General features: G+C 63.0%; 19 protein-coding genes and 1 tRNA gene. 11 read left to right on the top strand and 9 right to left on the bottom strand.

Annotated elements, in window-relative coordinates; translation table 11 throughout:
- Positions 1 to 40: 40 nt before the first annotated feature.
- Positions 41 to 1,228 (bottom strand): PA0069 family radical SAM protein, encoded by a 1,188-nt coding sequence (locus MSIL_RS07330; RefSeq protein WP_012590467.1) that lies wholly within the window; start codon positions 1,226 to 1,228, stop codon positions 41 to 43.
- An 813-nt stretch (positions 1,229 to 2,041) separates the two neighbouring features.
- Here MSIL_RS07330 and MSIL_RS07325 point away from each other — a divergent pair.
- The 3 genes from MSIL_RS07325 to MSIL_RS07315 all read left to right on the top strand — a co-directional run bounded on the left by MSIL_RS07325 (position 2,042) and on the right by MSIL_RS07315 (position 3,591).
- Positions 2,042 to 2,368: a hypothetical protein gene (locus tag MSIL_RS07325; protein ID WP_012590466.1), complete on the top strand. Its 327-nt coding sequence runs from the start codon at positions 2,042 to 2,044 to the stop codon at positions 2,366 to 2,368.
- A gap of 194 nt (positions 2,369 to 2,562) precedes the next feature.
- Positions 2,563 to 3,249: a hypothetical protein gene (locus tag MSIL_RS07320; protein ID WP_148213045.1), complete on the top strand. Its 687-nt coding sequence runs from the start codon at positions 2,563 to 2,565 to the stop codon at positions 3,247 to 3,249.
- An 84-nt stretch (positions 3,250 to 3,333) separates the two neighbouring features.
- The gene (locus tag MSIL_RS07315; protein ID WP_041367727.1) at positions 3,334 to 3,591 is read left to right on the top strand and encodes a hypothetical protein; all 258 of its coding nucleotides are present in this window, start codon (positions 3,334 to 3,336) and stop codon (positions 3,589 to 3,591) included.
- A 45-nt stretch (positions 3,592 to 3,636) separates the two neighbouring features.
- Here the strand turns inward: MSIL_RS07315 and MSIL_RS07310 are convergent.
- Positions 3,637 to 3,711: transfer RNA gene (locus MSIL_RS07310), tRNA-Thr, on the bottom strand.
- 172 nt (positions 3,712 to 3,883) lie between these two features.
- On the opposite strand from MSIL_RS07310, the gene MSIL_RS07305 reads away from it, so the two are divergent.
- From MSIL_RS07305 to pheS, 5 genes are all read left to right on the top strand, one after another.
- The gene (locus MSIL_RS07305; protein WP_012590465.1) at positions 3,884 to 4,120 is read left to right on the top strand and encodes a hypothetical protein; all 237 of its coding nucleotides are present in this window, start codon (positions 3,884 to 3,886) and stop codon (positions 4,118 to 4,120) included.
- Between the two features lie 134 nt (positions 4,121 to 4,254).
- A complete protein-coding gene (gene murA, locus MSIL_RS07300) occupies positions 4,255 to 5,544 on the top strand; it encodes a UDP-N-acetylglucosamine 1-carboxyvinyltransferase (RefSeq protein ID WP_012590464.1) in 1,290 nt (429 codons plus the stop codon).
- An 82-nt stretch (positions 5,545 to 5,626) separates the two neighbouring features.
- Positions 5,627 to 6,121: a DUF2948 family protein gene (locus MSIL_RS07295; protein WP_012590463.1), complete on the top strand. Its 495-nt coding sequence runs from the start codon at positions 5,627 to 5,629 to the stop codon at positions 6,119 to 6,121.
- Between the two features lie 56 nt (positions 6,122 to 6,177).
- A complete protein-coding gene (locus MSIL_RS07290; protein WP_012590462.1) occupies positions 6,178 to 7,992 on the top strand; it encodes an aminopeptidase P family protein in 1,815 nt (604 codons plus the stop codon).
- 126 nt (positions 7,993 to 8,118) lie between these two features.
- The gene (gene pheS / locus MSIL_RS07285; RefSeq protein WP_012590461.1) at positions 8,119 to 9,201 is read left to right on the top strand and encodes a phenylalanine--tRNA ligase subunit alpha; all 1,083 of its coding nucleotides are present in this window, start codon (positions 8,119 to 8,121) and stop codon (positions 9,199 to 9,201) included.
- 9 nt (positions 9,202 to 9,210) lie between these two features.
- On the opposite strand, the gene MSIL_RS21905 is transcribed toward pheS, so the two are convergent.
- Positions 9,211 to 9,450, bottom strand: a complete 240-nt coding sequence (locus tag MSIL_RS21905) for a DUF1674 domain-containing protein (RefSeq protein WP_425277116.1) — start codon at positions 9,448 to 9,450, stop codon at positions 9,211 to 9,213.
- Between the two features lie 361 nt (positions 9,451 to 9,811).
- Here MSIL_RS21905 and MSIL_RS07275 point away from each other — a divergent pair, with 361 nt between their 5' ends.
- Both MSIL_RS07275 and MSIL_RS07270 read left to right on the top strand, forming a co-directional pair.
- Complete coding sequence (locus MSIL_RS07275) at positions 9,812 to 11,158, top strand: RsmB/NOP family class I SAM-dependent RNA methyltransferase (RefSeq protein ID WP_012590459.1); 1,347 nt, start codon at positions 9,812 to 9,814, stop codon at positions 11,156 to 11,158.
- A 163-nt stretch (positions 11,159 to 11,321) separates the two neighbouring features.
- Positions 11,322 to 13,031, top strand: coding sequence for a heparinase II/III family protein (locus MSIL_RS07270; protein WP_012590458.1), 1,710 nt, complete (start codon positions 11,322 to 11,324; stop codon positions 13,029 to 13,031).
- Positions 13,032 to 13,049: 18 nt separating this feature from the next.
- On the opposite strand, the gene socB is transcribed toward MSIL_RS07270, so the two are convergent.
- From socB to MSIL_RS07250, 4 genes are all read right to left on the bottom strand, one after another.
- Positions 13,050 to 13,775, bottom strand: a complete 726-nt coding sequence (gene socB, locus MSIL_RS21230) for a type VI toxin-antitoxin system SocB family DNA replication inhibitor toxin (protein ID WP_012590457.1) — start codon at positions 13,773 to 13,775, stop codon at positions 13,050 to 13,052.
- On the bottom strand, positions 13,747 to 14,313 hold the full coding sequence (socA, locus tag MSIL_RS07260) for a type VI toxin-antitoxin system SocA family antitoxin (protein WP_012590456.1): 567 nt from the start codon (positions 14,311 to 14,313) through the stop codon (positions 13,747 to 13,749). The genes socB and socA overlap by 29 nt, the downstream gene beginning before the upstream one ends.
- Positions 14,314 to 14,449: 136 nt before the next feature.
- Complete coding sequence (locus tag MSIL_RS07255; protein WP_012590455.1) at positions 14,450 to 15,766, bottom strand: AmpG family muropeptide MFS transporter; 1,317 nt, start codon at positions 15,764 to 15,766, stop codon at positions 14,450 to 14,452.
- Positions 15,767 to 15,857: 91 nt separating this feature from the next.
- Positions 15,858 to 16,082 (bottom strand): tautomerase family protein, encoded by a 225-nt coding sequence (locus tag MSIL_RS07250; protein ID WP_012590454.1) that lies wholly within the window; start codon positions 16,080 to 16,082, stop codon positions 15,858 to 15,860.
- Positions 16,083 to 16,375: 293 nt separating this feature from the next.
- Here MSIL_RS07250 and MSIL_RS07245 point away from each other — a divergent pair, with 293 nt between their 5' ends.
- Positions 16,376 to 17,944, top strand: a complete 1,569-nt coding sequence (locus MSIL_RS07245) for a winged helix-turn-helix domain-containing tetratricopeptide repeat protein (RefSeq protein ID WP_012590453.1) — start codon at positions 16,376 to 16,378, stop codon at positions 17,942 to 17,944.
- A gap of 28 nt (positions 17,945 to 17,972) precedes the next feature.
- Here MSIL_RS07245 and MSIL_RS07240 read toward each other — a convergent pair whose 3' ends face one another.
- Positions 17,973 to 18,599 carry a thiamine phosphate synthase gene (locus MSIL_RS07240; protein ID WP_012590452.1) on the bottom strand — a complete coding sequence of 209 codons (627 nt, stop codon included), beginning with the start codon at positions 18,597 to 18,599 and terminating at the stop codon, positions 17,973 to 17,975.
- A gap of 10 nt (positions 18,600 to 18,609) precedes the next feature.
- Complete coding sequence (locus MSIL_RS07235) at positions 18,610 to 19,407, bottom strand: thiazole synthase (protein ID WP_012590451.1); 798 nt, start codon at positions 19,405 to 19,407, stop codon at positions 18,610 to 18,612.
- Between the last annotated feature and the right edge of the window lies 1 nt (position 19,408).

Raw genomic sequence — 19,408 nt, 5'->3', positions numbered from 1 at the left:
CGTTACGGCCCCGCATGAAAAGGCTTGCGTCGCGCCGGCGTCAGAGAAGCTGCAGCTGCTCGCCCAGCCGCGCCGGACGCCGGAACAGATCGGCGCGCAGCGGCGTCCGGCTTTTGGCGAGGCCAAGCCTTGCCGCGGCGGCCTCGAAGCGGCGCCCGATCATCCAGGCGTAGGGGCCGGCGCCGGTCATCCGCTTGCCGAAGGTCGAATCATAGAGCTTGCCGCCCCGCGTCGAGCGCACCAGCGACAGAACATGCCTGAGCCGGTCCGGATAATGCACCATCAGCCATTGCGAAAAGAGATCGCGCAATTCGAGCGGCAGACGAAGCATGACATAGCCCGCTTCCCGCGCGCCCGCAGCCTTGGCCCGCTCCAGGATCGCTTCGATCTCGGCATCATTGATGGCCGGAATAATCGGCGCGGTCATCACTACGGTTGGAATGCCGGCGTCCGAGAGCCGCCGGATCGTGTCGAGCCGGCGTTCGGGAGAGCTCGCTCGCGGCTCCATCTTGCGCGCGAGGACGGGGTCGAGAGTCGTCACCGACAAAGCGACCTTGACGAGGCCCCTCTCGGCCATCGGCCCCAGAATGTCGATATCGCGCGCAACGAGAGCGGATTTCGTGACGATGCCGACGGGGTGATTGGTTCGCGACAAAACCTGAAGCACCTCGCGCATCACCAGCTCGGTGCGCTCAATCGGCTGATAGGGGTCGGTGTTGGTGCCGATCGCAATCGTCTTGGGCTGGTAGGACGGCGCGGCCAATTCGCGTTCGAGCAGTTCGGCCGCATTGGTCTTGGAAAAAAGCCGCGTTTCGAAATCGAGCCCCGGCGACAGACCGAGAAAAGCATGCGTCGGCCGGGCGAAACAATAGACGCAGCCATGTTCGCAGCCGCGATAGGGATTGATGGAACGGTCGAAGGAAATATCCGGCGACTCATTGCGCGTGATGATGGTCTTGGCGCGCTCCTTGATGACGGTCGTCCGCAGCGGCTCGAATTCGTCGAGAGCGGACCAGCCGTCGTGCTCCCGAAGCCGCTCTTCCAGCTCGAAGCGGCCGCTGGCGTTTGTCAGGGCGCCGCGTCCGCGCCGCGCCGGAAGGGGCGCCGCGAGCTCTAGTTCGCGAGGCGAGGATGTTGGTCTTGCCCTCGGCTTTACTCCGGCGAGACTTGAGACGGAAGAATTCAAGAGGCGCTTCGCATTGCGTTTCAATGTGTCGGCTTCGGCCATCGACGCCTTCTGACTCCGTCGCATATACGGATGCGGGAAAAGAATTTGTCAGGAACCTATAGGGAACAAATAGGGAGTCGTCAACGCGCCTGTGGATAAGTTGGCTGGTTTCACAGCTTCGGGCTGCGCTTCGAGCGAATGGGTCGGGCAGGGCCCAGTGGAACATAAACTATTAAAAATGAATTAACGTCCATTCATATATGATTTAAGCATAAAAGCGCGCTTTTATTGAAATCGAATGCAAGTCGATGTATTTTTGATAGTGCTTGTTTCATCGGCCAAATGGCGCAAGGTCGTGGAGAAATGAAAGGCCTCGCGGCGCTGCGAGCGAGTCATGTGCAAAATCGCACACGAATCGCCTGAATTTGCTCCCGATTTTACCGGAACCGTCTTGGAATCGGCAATCGATCGCTTAGCTTTAAAAGAAGCATAGCGAAAGCGACGCCGTAGTCCTTTATAGGGACGCTGATCCCGCAGGGGTTGAAGATGAACACTTGTTCATACGCAACAGAGAGCCGAGCCGCTTTTTTACAGAGGACGCGGCGTTCTCTTCTCTCGGTTGCGGCATGAATTCAGAAGAATTTGCTTTGGAAATTGGGGAATGTCTGTGATATGGGTTCGCGCCCGCGGTTTCCCCGTCGTGTCGCGCGCGTTTCACTAATATTCTTAACGGCTCATCCGACTAGCTCTGTTTTCGGCTATCGCGCCGTTGGCGCGCGTTGCGGCTTTTGCATCGCAAGTGGAATGGCTGGCTTAAGGATGAGGGCATAAGACGGGTTTGGAATTCGGGTCAATAAAGTGAAGAGAAAAGCCATGAACAAGATTGGAGCTGCTGTTTTATTCGGCCTTGTTGCTTGCGCCCTGCCGGCGGCCGCGGCGGAAGTCGCTGCGCGCGCCGCCTTGACCGAGACGGACGACGTCACCGGGGCAATTAACAAGGGCGCAGCGCAAGGCGGCGTCTCGGGCGGGGCGAGCACGTCCGCCGCTTCTGTTTCGTCCTATCAGCAAGCGTTCCGGAATTGGCGCGATTGCGTCGCCACGCATCAGGGCGGCGCCAATCCGCCGCCAATGTGCGAGCCGCTTCGCGCGGATCTGCGCCGGGCCATGAGCGAACGGTCGCGCAACGAGGCGGCCAGATAAGGCGTCAGATCTGCGACAGATCCGAACGTCCAAAAAACGTCCCGGCGTGAACGAGGCTTGACGCTTCGCACGCCGGAGACGCTTCCCTCTCGGCCTAGCGTGGAGCCGGAGCGTAAGTCGGCGCGACGGCCGCCGGTAGGCCCTATCCGGTCAAGGATCCGGCCATCGCCGCCGTCGCCTATAGCGGCTCCGTTTTGAAAATCTACGCATTCCTAATGATCGCACGCCTCGCTCCCGAACTGGGCGGTCGATACTGCGACAAAGGAAAGGCAGGCAATTCCAGCGCGTTATCTAGCGGGAACCTAGCCAGTCTGACCATTTCGCATCGGCTTTGCAGCCACGATCGCGGCGGATTATCCGGCTCAGGCGCAGCGCTATTACCAAGTCACCTGGGAGTTCCAGATGACTTGGATGTAGCGCCGCTCGCCGGCGCAGCTCATCCAGTTTTATTCATCGAGCTATGCGGCGATCAAGCGGCCGATCCGAAAGCTGTCATCGCCGGGCCGACGCTGTTCACGGAGGGTGAGAACGCGGACGGCTCCGTCGATCAGATGGCGCAGATGTGGTCAGCGCGCCTCGCGACTTATCTCGACGCCGTGTCAATGCACCCCTACGGGGGCCCGACCTTCCCGCCAGAAGGCGGCGGCTTTGTCGCCGCGCTGCGCGGGCAGATGGCCAAGGCGGCGGCGGCGAAGGGCGCGGCCATGCCCTTCGTCGGCACGGAGCACGGTTATGATTCGGCTCATTTCGGGCTGCTGCAACAAGCGCAGGCGAACATCCGGCAGACGCTGATTCTGATCGGCGAGGGGTTCAAGATCGACTTCGCTTTTTATGTGCATGATTTCTGGGATGTTTCCGCGGGCCACAGCAGCGCGCGATAGGGCCTCTATTACAATCTGAATCCGTCTGTTCCGTTCGGGACCAACAAGGTCGGGCCGAAGCCGGCCGCCCCCGCCTTTTCAGCCATGACCTATTTGCTCGACCGTGCGACGACGGCGGGGCCCGTCTCGGGCCTTGGGGGGACGCAGTTGGGCTATAAATTCACGCGCGGCGGCAAGACGATCGTCGCGCTGTGGGACCATAGCGGCAGCACGTCGGCGGCCATCGCGATCCCCTCCGGCCCCTATACGATATATGACTGGATGGGCAACGGCGCTGCCGCGGCAAGCGCCGGCAGCCCCACATTCGCGCTCAGCCGATCGCCGATCTATATCGTGTATTGACGCTGTTTCCGATCAATTCAAAAGCGTCTAAGCCTCTGATTTGAATGGTGCTGCGAGACAGGATTGAACTGTCGACCTCTCCATTACCAATGGAGTGCTCTACCACTGAGCTACCGCAGCCGACGCTTCGGGGCGCGACGGCTGGCGTATTGCCACAGTCGCGCCGCGCAGGCAAGCCGGCCCGTAAAGCCTTGTTTCCGCCAACGCCGGGCTCTAAAGGTGTCAGCGGCCGCCCGCCGAGCCTTGGCGCGCGGCGCTTCGAAACGAGCTTCATGACGCAAGGGCCTTCCGTATGAATAGGATTCCGGTGCGCGGCGCGGGCGAGGATCGCAAGGGCGCGGAGCGCCAGCGCCTCGCCGCGGCGCTGCGCGCAAATCTTAATCGCCGGAAGGCGCAGGGCAGGGGGCGACAGGCCGCTGACGCCGGGAGCGGACAGCAAGAGCGCGCCGGAGCCGAGGGCGAGCCGATTTCAAAGGACAGCGCCTGCCATTCGGGTGGCGGCGGCGATTGTCCGGGGACGACGAGCTAAAGCCTAACGCGGAAAGCGGCGTCTGCTTTCCCTTCCTTATTTTGCTCCAAACATTATGAAATCGATCAATTTGATTTTGGATCGGGTGAAATCCGTAATCAAAATGATCCAAACGGCCGGAAAGACGGGGGATTATGGATCGCATTCGGATTGTCGGCGGCCAGGAGCTGAATGGCGTCATTCAAATTTCCGGCGCCAAGAACGCGGCGCTGCCGCTGATGATCGCCTCGCTTCTGACCGCTGAAACGCTTACGCTCGACAATCTCCCCAATCTCGCCGACGTCAACATGCTCCTGCGCATTCTGGGGCATCACGGCGTCGATCATTCGGTGGACGGGCGTCGCCTCGGGGCGGCCCCCAACGCCAGCCGGCCGGTGCATCTGACGGCGCGCGACATCGTCGACACAACGGCGCCTTATGAGCTCGTCTCGAAAATGCGCGCGAGTTTCTGGGTGATCGCCCCGCTTCTCGCCCGCATGGGCGAGGCGAAAGTGTCGCTGCCCGGCGGCTGCGCCATCGGCACGCGCCCGGTCGACCTCTTGATCATGGCCCTCGAAAAGCTTGGCGCCAGCGTCGAAATCGAAGCCGGCTATGTTCACGCGAAGGCGCCGAAGGGATTGCGCGGGGCGGAGATCAAGTTCCCCAAGGTGACGGTCGGCGGCACCCATACCGCGCTGATGGCCGCCTCGCTCGCCCATGGCCACACCCGCATCGTGAACGCGGCGCGCGAGCCGGAGGTGGTCGATCTGGCGGAGTGCCTCGTCAAGATGGGGGCTCGGATTAAGGGCGCCGGCCAGTCGGTGATCGACGTCGAGGGCGTCGCGCGGTTGAATGGCGCGAGCCATCGCGTGCTGCCGGACCGGATCGAGGCCGGCACCTATGCGATCGCGGCGGCCATGGCCGGCGGCGACGTCATGCTGGAAGGCGCAGAGGCCGGTCTGCTGCAAAGCGCGCTTGATGTGCTCGTTGAGGCCGGCGCCACCGTCAACGTGGTCAATGAAGGCATCAGGGTGCAGCGGAACGGCGCCGGGCTGATGCCGGTCGATATTGTGACCGCGCCTTTTCCCGGGTTTCCGACTGACCTGCAGGCGCAATTCATGGCGCTGATGACCAAAGCCAAGGGGCAGTCCCGAATCACGGAGACGATTTTCGAAAATCGTTTCATGCATGTGCAGGAATTGGCGCGCCTCGGCGCCCATATCAGGCTCGATGGCGACGTCGCCTTGGTCGATGGAGTCGAGCGCCTCGAAGGCGCGCCGGTGATGGCGACGGATCTGCGCGCCTCGGTGTCGCTCGTCATCGCGGCGCTGGCGGCCGAGGGTGAGACGATGGTCAACCGCGTCTATCATCTCGATCGCGGCTTCGAGCATCTGGAAACCAAGCTCGGCGGCTGCGGCGCAATCATTGAACGCCTGTCCGGATAGCCTAAATCAAGGGTTTGAAGGCCGGCGGGAGTGGCGCCATTCTCTCCGGGCCGCGGCGCGGCGCATAGCGATGGGTGATTCGATGAGCGAAATTTTGGCCCCGACCGAGCTTCGGCTCATCGCGCTCGACAAGGAAGACCTCGATATCGTCTCCGCCAATCTGCAGGATGCGCTGGTCCTTGTCGGCGAAATGGCCCTGCTGCCCGATACGCGGCAGTTCGCCTTCCTCGCCTCGCGATTCGATTGGGTCAAGGCGGCGTCGGGGCCGCTCGAGCGGTGCCGCGCCGGCCTGCATTTCGACGGCGTCGTCGGCGCCGCCTATTCGGGTTTTTCGCTGAGCGACAAGACGCGCATTCTCAATCTGCTGCGCATTTGCTTCAGGGAGACGCAGGCTCCCGCCGGCGAAGTCGATCTCATCTTCTCAGGAGGCTGCGCCGTGCGGCTCAAGGTGGAGCGGCTGGAGGCGCGGCTGCGCGATCGGGGCGAGCGCTGGAAATCATGCGGCCTTCCTGGGCATCCTTGCCAGGACGAGAGGCGGGATGAGACTCACAGCGAGGGCCAAGACGCCTTGGGCTGAGCATTTCTTGCCGTCGCCCGGTTGCCGCGCGTAAAACTTGCTTCTACTCTCGCGCTATGTTCGAGAGCGCATTTCAATCCTTCGACGATCTTGCCGACGCGACGCAGGGCCCACCGCGCGTCGCCGCGCTGCGCCTTGAATTGCGCCGCCTCGGACTCGACGGCTTCATCGTGCCGCGCGCTGATTGCCATCAAAATGAATATGTTGCGCCCTCTGAGGAGCGGCTGGCCTTTCTGTCCGGCTTTACCGGTTCGGCTGGAACGGCGATCGTGCTGCGCGACCGCGCGGCGGTGTTCGTCGACGGGCGCTATGCGCTCGCGGTGAGGGACCAGGTTGATGTAAGCATTTTTGAGCCGGTTGAGATCGCGCAGACGACGCCGGCCGAATGGCTGGAGCAGGCCGTTCGGCGCGGCGCCCGGATTGGCTACGATCCGTGGCTGCATACGCCGGGGCAGGTCGAGCGGCTCGCCAAGGCGGTCGAAACCGCGGGCGGCGTCCTCGTCGCGGTCGAGCCCAATCCGATCGATGCGGTGTGGGGCGACCGGCCAGCGCCGCCGCTGGGCAAGATTACGCTGCATCCGGGCAAATATGCGGGCGAGACCGCGGCGCGCAAAGTCAGCCGCGTCGCCGCGCTGCTAGGCGGCAATGACGCTCTTCTGGTGAGCGACCCGCATGCGGTCGCCTGGGTTTTCAACATCCGCGGCCATGACGTCTCCTACACGCCGCTGCCGCTCGCCTTCGCTCTCGTCTTCAAATCCGGCAGGCCGCGGCTTTATATCGACGGGCGCAAGCTCGATGCGGCGCAACGCCGCAAGCTTGAGGCGCTCGCTGAATTGAAGGAGCCGTCGCAGCTCGAGCGCGATCTTGAAGATCTGGGACGCAAGGGCAAGAAGCTGCTGTTCGACGGCGCGACGGCTCCCGCAAGGCTCGTTTGCGCGTTCAAGGAGGCGGGCGGCGTCTGCGATATCGGCGCCGATCCGATCGCGCTGATGAAGGCGCGCAAGAATGCGACGGAACTCGCCGGCGCGAAAGCCGCCCATATTCGCGACGGGGCGGCCGTTACGCGCTTCCTCCACTGGTTCGCCGAACATGCGCGCCATGGCCGGCTGACCGAGATCGACGCGGCCAAGGCGTTGGAGAGTTTTCGGCGCGAGACGGGCAAGCTCAAGGATCTCTCCTTTCCCTCAATCGCGGCCGCCGGACCAAACGCCGCCATTCCGCATTATCGCGTCACGAACAGGACCAACGCCCGCATCCGCAACGGGATTTTCCTCATCGATTCCGGCGGCCAATATGAGGACGGCACCACCGATATCACCCGCACGCTCGCGGTCGGGCGCCCGACGGCGACAATGCGCGACCGCTTTACGCGCGTGCTCAAGGGTCACATCGCCATTGCGCGGGCGGTGTTCCCGAAAGGCACTTCCGGCGCCCAGATAGACGCGCTGGCGCGGCTTGCGCTTTGGCGGGCAGGGCTCGATTTCGATCATGGCACGGGCCATGGGGTCGGCTCCTATCTCTCGGTGCATGAAGGTCCGCAGCGGATCTCGAAGATTGGCTCGACGCCGCTGCAGCCGGGCATGATCCTGTCCAACGAGCCGGGCTATTACAACGCGGGCCATTGGGGCATAAGGATCGAAAATCTCGTCGTCGTCGAGCCGCGCGCGATCAAGGGCGCCGAACGCGAAATGTACGGATTTGACACGATCACTCTGGCGCCGATCGACGCCGCGCTGATCGAGCCGAAGCTGCTGGAGCCTGAGGAGACCGCCTGGCTCAACGCCTATCATCTGCGCGTTCGGCGCCAGCTTTCGCCGCTGCTCGACCCGGAGCGCCGGCGCTGGCTGGTCGCTGCGACGCGGCCCATCTGAGCGACGGAGGCGGTCGCCTATCGGCCGCAGGCGGCGGCTCTGTCCTGAGTCGACGCCCACGCATTTTCCTGTGCCGCCGCGGGCAAAATGCTCTATGACGGCGGCGCAATTGGAATTTTACCCATCATGGCCGACCTCGAAGACCTGAAAACCGCGCTCTTGAGCGATATTGCAGCGGCCGCGGACGAATCCGCGCTTGAGGCGGTGCGCGTCGCTTCGCTTGGCAAGAAGGGCTCAATTTCCGCTCTGCTGTCCGGCCTTGGAAAAATGTCGCCCGATGAACGCAAGACCGAGGGCGCGGCGATTAACGCCCTGAAGGACGCAGTCAATACGGCTCTGTCGGCCCGGCGCGGCGTGCTGAAGGATGCAGCGCTCGAAGCGCGGCTCGCCAATGAGACGCTCGACGTCACTTTGCCGGTTCGCCCACAGGGCGCCGCGGCCGGCCGCATTCATCCGATTTCCCAGGTGATGGATGAACTCGCCGAGATTTTCGCCGATATGGGGTTCTCGATCGCCGAAGGCCCCGACATCGAGACCGACGATTATAATTTCACGAAGCTGAATTTTCCCCCGGATCATCCCGCGCGGGACATGCACGACACCTTCTTCTTTCATCCGGACAAGCACGGCCGCCGCAAGGTCTTGCGCACGCATACGAGCCCAGTGCAGGTGCGCACGATGCTGGCGCAAAAGCCGCCGATCCGGGTGATCTGCCCTGGCCGAACCTATCGCTGCGATTCCGACCAGACCCACACGCCGATGTTCCATCAGGTCGAGGGCCTTGTCATCGACCGCTCGTCCAATCTCGGCCACCTCAAATGGATTCTCGAGGAATTCCTCAAGGCGTTCTTCGAGACGTCGACCGTCAATCTGCGCTTCCGACCGAGCTATTTCCCCTTTACCGAGCCGTCGATGGAGGTCGATGTGCAATGCTCGCGCAAGGATGGCGAAATAAGATTCGGGGAGGGGAGCGACTGGCTCGAAATCCTCGGCTGCGGCATGGTGCATCCGAATGTCTTGCGCAATTGCGGCCTCGATCCGGAGATTTTTCAGGGATTCGCCTGGGGCATCGGCATCGACCGGTTGGCGATGCTGAAATATGGCATGCCCGATTTGCGCGCCTTCTTCGAGGCGGATGTCCGCTGGCTGAAGCATTACGGCTTTCGGCCGCTCGATTTTCCGAGCCTCGCGTCGGGTTTGAGCCCATAAGGCGACGTCTCAAAAATCGCTAGCGATGCCCTTGACCTCCCAGTCGCCGTAGCGCGCTGGCTCTGGCCCGTCGCGGCCGTTGATTTCCTTCGGACGCGGCTCATGCGCCAGCTCCTTTAAACGCCGGCGCTCCGCCGCCTCGGCGAGCGCGCGTTGCGCGGCGGGCGGCAATTCGCGCCGATCATTTGCGTCCGGCTGCAGCGACTCAGTTCCGGTCGCCGCGGCGCCTGCCGCCTGATTCGCATCGATGCGGCTTGGATCGGTAGGGATTGGCTCGGCGGGGCCAAAATCGGGCTTCTCGCTCATCGGGCGATCTCGCGTTCTTCATAAATAAGACGTCCCAACCTTCTAAAAGGTTTTGGATTGCGGCAAAACCCCCGCGCGGAATCAGGCCGCCCGTGCTATAAACCGCGGCAGTCGAACCGCGGCGGCGGTGTTCGGCAATTCAATCCGCGTCGGGCTTTGTCCGGCGGCGGTTATTTGCCAGATCGCCCGCAGCCGCCCAACAATGCAGCCATCCATTGGCGGAGCCATAAATTTGAACGCACCTCCGCGCCGGCCCGACCCACAGCGCAACCGCAAGGGAGCGCTCCATCGGCCGGGCCAGTCCATGTCGGCGGAAGCGTCAAGGATCGAGGCCGAACGTCACCCGGGGCTGCCGGCCCGTCTTGCCGCCGCGGCCATCCTGAATGATATCGTCGGCAAGGCGCATTCTCTCGAAGATTGCTTTTCCCCCGGCGCCATCCCCTCCCGGCTGCAGGGACTGGACCCGCGCGACGTCGCGCTGACGCGCTCGATCGTCACCGCCGCGCTGCGACGGCTCGGCACCATCCGGAAGACGCTGGGCGAGTTTCTCGACAAGGGGTTGCCGCGTCCGGTCGCACACCTCGAATGGACCCTTATCGCCGCCGCGGCGCAGATTCTCTTTCTGGATGTTCCAGATCATGCGGCCGTCGATCTTGCTGTTCGCGCGACCCGGCTCGAAAATAAAAGCGCGCCCTTTGCCGGCGTGATCAACGCCGTTTTGCGCAATATCGCGCGCGGCCGCGACAAGATCCTCGAAGACAGCGACCCGTTCGATCATGATACGCCGCCCTGGCTCGCCGCGCGCTGGCGCAAGACCTATGGCGAGGATCTGGCCCGAAAGATCGCCAGAGCCAATCGCGACGAGCCGACGCTGGATCTCACCGTCAAATCCGATCCCGCGCTCTGGGCGGAGCGGCTTGGCGGCCTTGTTCTGCCGACCGGCTCCGTACGGCTTCTGACGCATGCGCCGATCGCCGAGCTTCCCGGCTTTGCGGAGGGCGAGTGGTGGGTGCAGGACGCGGCCGCGGCCCTGCCGGCCCGGCTGATCGCTCCCGCTCCCGGCGCCCGCGTCGCGGATTTTTGCGCGGCTCCCGGCGGCAAGGCCGCTCAGCTCGCCGCCGCCGGCGCCAAGGTCACGGCGATCGACCGGTCGGCGGAGCGCCTGAAACGGCTCGCCGCCAATTTCTCGCGGCTTGATCTTCATGCCGATGTCGTCGTCGCCGATATCGTCGGCCTCAAGGCGCAGCCCTTCGACGCCATCCTGATCGACGCGCCCTGCCTCGCTACGGGAACCATCCGCCGCCATCCCGATATCGCCTGGATCAAGAAGCCGACGGACATCGCTTCCCTCGCGCAGGTTCAGGCGCGCATGCTGGACAAGGCGGTCGAACTGGTCCGCCCGGGCGGCGTGATCGTCTATTGCACCTGCTCGCTTGAGCCGGAGGAGGGCGAACTCCAGATCGCGGCGCTGCTTCGCCGCAATCCGGACATGCTGCGCTCTAAAATTTCCCCGCATGAGGTCGGCGACGTCGAGGGCGTCATCAACAATGAAGGCGAGCTTCGCACCTTGCCTTGCCATCTTCCCGCTGACGATCCACGGCTTTCGGGCCTCGACGGCTTTTTCGCGGCCCGGTTGATCCGGCGTAGTTAATAAAGCCGAGAGTTTTTTCCCCCATATTTGATTTTCCGGGATAAGGAGCCGAAAAGTCTCAAGCTTTTCGGATCGGCCGCCTCTGTCCCGTCGGGATGGTCTTTTTGCGCCATTCCGGTTTTGGAACATCTTCATTGAGGCCGCGAGACGGTCGGGGGTACTTGTGGCCGGCGCGATTTTGAAGGATCGGCTGCATGTCGCGGGCCTCGTTCTCGCGCGCGGCGCGGCGGCGGCGTGGCGCTTCGCCGCGAGCCCCTGGCGCGCGCTCGCCGGGCTGCGGCGCCGGCCGCCCGAACGGCTGCTGATCGCGCCGCAGGACATCCGAACCAGCGATCCGACGCTCGCCGCCGATATTTACGCCGGCTATTTCGCTTTCGGCGGCAAGATCGTCAACGCGCATGGACGCTCGCCTTTCGAGCTTGAGCCGCAATCGGACGCCTGGGCGCGCTCGCTCGCCAGTTTCAGCTGGCTGCGCCATCTGCGCGCGGCCGATACGGCGATCTCGAAAGCGAATGCGCGGGCGCTGGTCGAGGATTTTCTCGTCGATTTCAGCAAGCCCGGCGCGAACGCGGCCTGGGAGCCGCGCGTCGCGGCCAGACGGCTGCTCGCCTTCCTCTCGCAGTCGCCGATCATCCTGCATGGCGCCGACCGCGCTTTCTATCGCCGCTTCATGAAGGCGATCGGGCGCACGCAGCAATTTCTCGAACGCAAGATGGCCGAGGGGCTCGCCGGCGAGGACCGGCTGCTTGTCGCGATCGCGCTGGTCGAGCTCAGCCTTTGCGCCGAGGACGCCGGAAAATTGCGCCAGCGCGCCGGCCGGATGCTCGCCGAGGAGCTGCAGCGCCAGATCCTGCCGGATGGCGGCCACATCAGCCGCAATCCGCAGATCCTGATCGACCTGCTGCTCGATCTTCTGCCGCTGCGTCAGGCCTATGCCGCGCGCGGCGCGCAGCCGCCGCCGCAGCTTCTCAACGCGATCGACCGCATGATGCCCATGCTGCGGCTGTTCCGCCATGGCGACGGCGCGCTGGCGCTGTTCAACGGAATGGGCGTGACGCCGCCGGAGCAGCTTGCGACGGTGCTCGCCTATGACGACAGCCGGGCGCGGGCGCTGACCAATGCGCCCCATTCCGGCTATCAGCGGCTGGAGGGGCAGGACGCGGTCGTCGTCGTCGACGCCGGCCGGCCGCCGCCGCCGGTGTTTTCGACGCGCGCCCACGCCGGCTGCGCCTCGTTTGAATTTTCGGTCGGCGCGCAGCGTCTCGTGTTGAATTGCGGGGCGCCGGAGGCAAACCGAGCCGCCGCGCGCGAGGCGGCGCGCATGACCGCCGCCCATTCGACGCTTGTCGTCGACGATCTGTCCTCATCGCGCTTCGCCTTTCATCTCGGCTTGCGCAAATGGCTCGGGGACGAAATCGTGTCGGGGCCGGAACAGGTCGAGATCGAACGCCGCGACGAGGCGGCGGGCTCGACTCTCGTGGTCCAGCACGACGGTTATGCCTCCCGCTTCGGCCTCATTTGCCAGCGCCGCCTCGTGTTGCACAAGGACGGCAAATGGCTCGACGGCGCTGACCGCATGGTCGCCGCGACGCCCGGCGACGCCATCGAGCGCCGCCCCTTCGCGGTGCGCTTCCACATCCATCCCAATGTGCGGCTGAAGCGGGTGCGCGAGGGCCATGCGGTGTTGTGCCTGCTTCCGAACGGGCGGCGCTGGCTGTTCGAGACGCCCTGGATCGCCGAGATCGAGGAGAGCATTTTCTTCGCCGCCCCGGATGGACCAAGAGCCTGCTCTCAGATCGTGCTCGAGGGCGAGACGCGCGACGGCCTGGAGCTGACTTGGAGCTTTCGGCAGGCGGAGAAGAAGAAGCGGTAGGCGACTGACAATACTCAGCTAGAAGCCAAACGGGTTTGGGCCGCCCGTGCCGGTTTCTGGCGCGCGACGCCTCCTCTCGTCCAACACACGCGCCCAAGTCTCATAGACAATTCGAATCCGCTTATCGATTTCCGCATAAGGCAGGAGATCGGCTTCCCTATGAAACTCTACATGAATGCGCCTGGTATCCTTGGCGGTAGGAAACTGAATGATCGCCAGACGGGCTTCCGAAACGTCAGGGTGCCGCTCGCGCACCCACAGATGTTGCATTGAAAAAACGATCTGCCTTATTGAGCGGTTCTCGATCCCGTCTTTTCGGCGGTGATCAAAAAAGGGGATAAACACCCCATCTTGATCTGCGAGCAACACATCGCTCCAATAGCGAACGGTTTCAGTTATACCTATCGGAAGGCGACCCATAGGAAAGTGTACCGCCGACCATCCTTTGCGTCGTGCCCCCTCGAATAAAACCTTGCCGACTTCTAGGTTTGCCTGCGCCTGGACTTCGCCTCTCTTGCAAGCGATCTCGATTTGCCGCCCTATTTTTTCCCACGGTGGCTGAGCAAGACGTTCGAAAAGAGGAGTGTTCGCGCCGACAATATCGGAAGTCGAGCTTCTCACCGGATCGTAGGACCAAGCGCCGCCACCTGCGTCGTAGGAGCGGAGGGCATGCTCAAGCTGTGGACCGGGCGTGAGCGCCGCGAGTCTCGCTAAGTCAATTTCCGATAAGCGGCGTGTCTTCATTAGGCTCCCCGACGCGGCTTTGCAGGCCGACCGTAACCTTCTGGTGCTTAAAGCATTCCAGCGTAATACTATCTGGGATTCGTAAGCCGAGCGCAACAGATGTTTTTGCTTTGTTCACAACAGTAGCCCATGGCCCTTTCGCCGCGTGCGCAATGTCAACGAGACGGCCAGGGCTCAGATGGCCATACGCGCGGAGAACTTCCTTCAAGTGGCGGCGAACTTGCCTATCGTCAGGAATTTCCAGGGCGTAAACCGCTCCCGTCATCGGGTTCCGCCCGGTTGCTCGCGTTCGGATGGGCTGATCGGCTTCGCCCTTGAATGCTTGATAGACAGCCGGATGGACCGGCCCGTATTTCCACGCTTCAAAAGCTCCCTGTACAAGCGGAACGCCGGTCCTAATGAGGAAATGACCGTGAGCGAAGTAAAGCAGCTTTTGGAGCGCGAGGTTGCTGATTGGCATCGGACCTTCCTCCTCCTTGGCGGCTAATTCCAAGAGGAGGTTAGCGACGGCGCGCGGGTCATATGGAGGCTTGATCATGACCTTTGTACCCTGTCCTTCGCTTCTAGTAATCTGATTGAGGGCGAGCTGCAAGCCAGCAATCGTTGCGGGATGGTTAGCCCAAATTTTGATGCAGCTGAGCTTTTTCGCGGATTACGCTGACACGTAAATCCGTTTACCCGCTCGTCGCCGGCAGCCGTCCCCTCTTATGCGTATGCCACAGATACCAGGCGAGCAGCGCGACCGGTATTCCGATCAGCGACGTGCCGACAAAAAACCACTCAAAGCTCATCCGTTCGATGATGAATCCCGAGGCGCCGGCAAGAAAGCTGCCGGGCAGGGCGCAGAGCGAAGTCAACAGCGCATATTGGCTCGCCGCATAATCGGTCGAGGTCAGCGACGACATGTAGGTGATCAGCACGATCGAGGCGAAGGCGTAGGCGAAACTGTCGATGCTGACGGTCGTCGCAAACAGCCAGAACTCGCCGCCGCCGTGATCGCCATGCACGGCGAGATAGGCGAGGCTCAGATGCGAGGCGGAGGCGAAGACGGTTCCGGCGAGGAGGCTCGCCATCATGCCGATGCGGGGGATGACATAGCCCGCGCCAAGGGTGCCTCCCAGCGCAACGCCGAAGCCGAAAAGTTTCGTCACCGTGGCGATGTCGCTATCCGAATAATGCAGGCTCTTGAACAGCGGGATGGCCATCGCGTTTGAAATATAACCCGGCATGCGAAACCCGGCCACCATCAACAGGATGAGAACCGCTGGCGGTCCGAGCCGGCGCATCAGATCCTTGATCGGATTGACGATGGTCGCGACGATATCGAGCGGCTCGGAATGCGCGGTCTTGTCCGACTCGGGCTCTGGCGCGAGCAGGGCGGCGATCATGCCGGGCGCCATCAACGCGGCCATGCAGAGATAGGCGGCGCGCCAGCCAAAAGCGTCGGCGAGATAGAGCGCGCCGGCGCCCGCGGCAAGATTGCCGAAGCGCCAGCCGATCTCCGACCAGGAAGACATCAACGCCTGCCGCTCTTGCGGCGCCACCGTGATCCGCCAGCCGTCGATCGTAATATCCTGCGTCGCGCCAGCGAAGCCGAGCGCGAGGCTGAAGCCGACTGTCCAGGCAAGCCAATGCGCCGGATCGCCGAAGGCGACGCCGATCAGCGAAAGCATGATTCCGATCTGCGAGAGCACGATCCAGCCGCGCCGTCGGCCGAGCAGGCGACTGAACAGGGGGGCGTCGTAGCGGTCGAGAAAAGGCGCCCACACGAATTTGAATTTATAGGCGAGCGTCAATTCGCTCATCAGGCCGAGCAGGGCGATCGGCACCTTCGCCTCCGACAGCCACGCCGATTGCGTGATGTAGACGAGCAGAAAAGGCATGCCGGAGCTAAAGCCGAGGCCGAACATCGCGCCGACGGATCGATCGGAGACGAGATGGCGCAGTCTTATCTTGTTATGCTCGCCTGCCGCCGCGACCTGATCCTGCATGACGGTGAAACCTCATCTCCGGCGTGGACGTCGGAGATTAGCACCGTGATGCGGCGGGACAGAAATCAGCCTCCCGGACGGGCGGGCGCGCTTATGCGGCTTTGCCGGACGCCAGCGCATGAACATCGGCTGCGGTGAGCATTTTCCCGCCGATGCCCCAGTCGCCTTGCTCGATTTCCTGAATACGGACCCAGGTGACAGAGCGCATCGCCTCGCCCTCGACGGAAATCATGGCTTCCGTGACCTTTTCGATCAGGCTGCGCTTTTGATGCGGCGTGAATACATCCTTGATGACATCGATTGTTACGAGCGGCATGTCTTATCTCCACAGATACTGTTTGGAAATTCGGTTCTCCTCATCCTGAGGAGCCATTTCCTGAGAAATGGCGTCTCGAAGGATGTAGTCAGAGCACGCTGTCGACGCCCTCGTGGTTCGAGACGGGCTCTTCGAGCCCTCCTCACCATGAGGCCTCTTGGAGGAAGCAAATTCTCAAACAGTCTCTCAGCAGGCGTCGATGTCGTAAAGTTAACCGGACGCCCGGCTGATTGCTTGGAGACGATCTGGAGATTTTCCGGAGAAATCGCGGAAAATTGCTATAATCCGCCCCGATGATCTATCTTTTCGAAGATTTTGAACTGGACACGGCCAGGGTCGAACTTCGGACGAATGGCGTCGCGATCGCGATCGAGCCACAGGTCTTTGCGCTGCTGTGTTTCCTCGTCGAAAGCCGTGACCGGGTCGCGACGAAGGAAGAGATCGTCGCGCGCGTTTGGAACGGGCGGGTCATCTCCGATTCCGCGATCGCCAGCCGCATCAAATCGGCGCGCCGCGCGCTCGGTGACGATGGAGGCGCGCAGCGCCTCATCCGCACAATCCATGGAATTGGCTTCCGCTTCGTCGCGGATGTCCGGCTGGCGGCGACGCGCATCGAGTCCATCGCGCCCACGGCCGAGACGGCGCCGGATACGGATCGGTCGCAAGCCGTCGAGACGTCGCGGCCGAGCATTGCGGTCCTTCCTTTTCGCCTTCTCGGCGCGGCGGATCCGCAATTTTCCATCGGCGACGCGCTTCCTCACGATCTCATCACCGAACTGTCGCGGCTACGCTGGCTCTTTGTCATCGCGAGAGGTTCGTCCTTCCGCTTTCGCGGCGCGGAGCCGGACGTCGGCCGCGTCCGGACGGCGCTGAACGTCCGCTATTGCCTGTCCGGCGTCGTAGAGATCCACCATAGCGCAATGATCATCTCGGTCGAACTTTCCGACGCCGAGGACAGCGGCGTCGTTTGGAGCGAGAGATTTCGAACGCAAGCCAGCGCGGTGCATGAGATCCGCGAAGAGATCGTCCGCGCCGTGATCAATGCGCTCGAATTGCAGATCCCGCTCAACGAGGCGCGTCGGGCGCGGCTGAAATCGCCGGAGCGTCTCGACGCATGGTCAGCCTATCATCTCGGGCTGCATCATATGTATCGCTTCAACAAAGCCGATAATTCTGTCGCAACCGCGCTGTTCGAGCGCGCTGCCGCGATGGAGCCGGGATTTGCGCGCGCCTATGCCGGCCTTTCGTTCACCCATTTTCAAAGCGCCTTTCTGAGCTACGCCGACAATGTTTCCGAGGCGGCGAATCTGGCGCAGCGCGCCGCCGAACAAAGCCTCGAACGCGATCCTGTCGATCCTTTCGGCAATTTCACCATGGGCCGCGCCTTCTGGCTTTGCGGCGATCTCGACGCCAGTCTTCCCTGGCTGGAGCGCGCCAATGCGCTCAACCCGAATTACGCCCAGGCCAAATATTCGCGAGCTTGGGCGCAGGCGCTGCTCGGCAACGCTGCGTCGAGTCGCGCGAATGTGGACGAAGCGCTGGCCCTGAGCCCGCTTGACCCGCTTCTCTATGGCATGTTCGGCGTTCGCGCTTTTTCCCATCTTGTGATGGGAGAGTCCGCCGAAGCTGCGGAATGGGCCGAGCGCGCGGCGCGCTCTCCCGGGGCGCACGCCTTGATCGAGATGATCGCCGTCCTCGCGCATGGCCTCAACGGAAACGATGCGCGCGCGAAAGCGTGGGCCCGTTCCGCGCGCGCTCGGGTTTGCGATCTCAACAAGGCCGCCTTCCTGCGCGCTTTTCCGTTTCGCGACCAACTCATGCTCAAGCGCGTTTCCGACGAGCTTGAGAGGTTCGGGTTTTAGCAAGACGCGCCAGCGCAAATGAGCGCTCTCAATCCGGGAAGCCCGCAGATGCTGCGCTGTCGTCGGTCGCGCGGAGCGCTCCGCCCGCCATCGCGGCCCACGCCCGCGCCCGCGCCTCCGGGTCGGCGTTCAGCGTGATGTCGGTCACGACTGCCGCGCTGTCGGCCCCGGCCTCGAGCACGCCCGGCGCGCGCTCCAGCGTAATCCCGCCGATGGCGACAAGGGGGATTGTGCCAATGCGCTTTTTCCATTCGCCGATGCGCGCGAGGCCTTGCGGCGCAAAGGGCATTTTCTTCAAGATCGTCGGATAGATCGGGCCGAGCGCGATATAGTCCGGCCCGGTTTCGAGCGCCCGCGCAAGCTCGGCCTCGTCATGCGTCGAGACGCCGAGTTTCAGGCCGGCCTGGCGGATCGCTTTCAGATCGGCGGTTTCGAGATCTTCCTGGCCGAGGTGAATGAAATCGCAGCCAAGGTCGATGGCATGACGCCAGTAGTCATTGACGACGAGCTGCGCGCCGCCAGCCTCGCATAAGCTCCTGGCCCTTATGATCTCTTTGCGCAAAACCTCGTCGGAGAGGTCTTTGGCGCGTAGCTGCACCAGTTTGACGCCGTAGGGCAGGAGGCGGGCGATCCAGTCGGAACTGTCGACGATCATATAAAAGCGGTCAAGCACGCTGCGCGCCCGAAAAGGCGCGGCCGATCACCGGCGTCGAGGGGGAGGCCATGTCGCGCGGCTGCATCGGATCGGCGAGGAAGCCGAGCCGGCCGGCCTCGACCGCCAGCGCAAAGGCGCGCGCCATCACGACCGGATCGCCAGCCTTGGCGATCGCCGTATTGAGCAAAATCGCATCAACGCCGAGCTCCATCGCCGCCGCTGCATGGGAGGGCGCGCCGAGACCGGCGTCGACAATCAGCGGCGTATCGGGAAAATGCGCGCGCAAGGCGCGAAGACCATAAGGGTTGTTAAGGCCGCGCCCGGTGCCGATCGGCGCGCCCCATGGCATCAACACCTCGCAGCCGGCGGCAAGTAGTTTTTCCGCGACGACGAGATCTTCTGTCGTGTAGGGAAACACCTGAAATCCGTCGCGGACCAGAATCTGAGCCGCCTCGACAAGGCCGAACACGTCGGGCTGCAGCGTATCTTCCTCGCCGATGACCTCCAGTTTGATCCAGCGCGTGTCGAACACCTCGCGCGCCATCTCGGCCGTGGTGACGGCCTCTTTCACGGTGCGGCAGCCGGCTGTATTCGGCAACACGCGCACGCCAAGTTCGCGGATCAGCGCCCAGAAATCTTCGCCGGCGCGACTTGCGCCCGACTCGCGGCGCAGCGACACGGTGACGATCTCGGGCTGGCCCGCCCGAATGGCGGCGGCGAGGATCGCGGGAGAGGGATATTGCGCCGTGCCGACGATGAGTCGGGACAGCATCGAGACGCCATAGAGGCTGAGTGTGTCCTGCGCCAAC

This window comes from Methylocella silvestris BL2 (assembly GCF_000021745.1).
In the GTDB taxonomy this organism is placed as follows: Bacteria; Pseudomonadota; Alphaproteobacteria; order Rhizobiales; family Beijerinckiaceae; genus Methylocapsa; species Methylocapsa silvestris.
This window is presented reverse-complemented; position numbering and strand designations above follow the sequence as displayed.